Raw genomic sequence first — 517 nt, forward strand, 5'->3', positions numbered from 1 at the left:
CGACGACGTCGTCGGTGACCGACACCCCCGCCCACGACAGGAGCGCCGAGAGCACGGCGATCAGGGCGATCAGATAGACGAACATGATCGTCGGATCCGGCACCTTGTTGCCGACCTTCTCGATCCAATTCAAGAAACCCTTACCACCTGCGGGCAATTGGTCGAGGGTTTTCTCGGTCTTCCTGGTCATCGTCGAACCGTCGAGAGAAGTGGAAAATCGCAAGTAACCATTGGAATTCCACTCCTTAAGTCAAACCAATGCAGCTATCAGACCAACGACTAGCCTATTCTGGGGAGAGATTCTGTGCGAAACCACGCTAGATAAAATAGTGGACCTAGGCTTGGCGAGGGCATCGACAGCAGTTAACGGCTGCCTGAACATATCTGGTAGTGGCTCAGGCCAGAGCCTTGGCCTTGAGTGCGTCGTACTCGGCCTGGTCGATCGTGCCGGCGTCGAGCAGCGCCCGCGCCTTGGCGATCTCGTCGGCGGGGCTCGCCGCACCGGCGCCCGCGACGG

At 59.0% G+C, this 517-nt stretch carries 2 protein-coding genes; both read right to left on the minus strand.

Annotation, left to right across the window (positions count from 1 at the left end; genetic code table 11):
• Positions 1-190 (minus strand): AbgT family transporter (locus WFM69_RS19290; RefSeq protein WP_337007456.1); only part of this gene is annotated, 190 nt, incomplete at its 3' end.
• Between the two features lie 205 nt (positions 191-395).
• Positions 396-479 (minus strand): SHOCT domain-containing protein, encoded by an 84-nt coding sequence (locus tag WFM69_RS19295; RefSeq protein ID WP_442928447.1) that lies wholly within the window; start codon positions 477-479, stop codon positions 396-398.
• Positions 480-517: the final 38 nt, after the last annotated feature.

The organism is Microbacterium sp. LB12 (genome assembly GCF_037150835.1).
Taxonomy (GTDB): Bacteria; Actinomycetota; Actinomycetes; order Actinomycetales; family Microbacteriaceae; genus Microbacterium.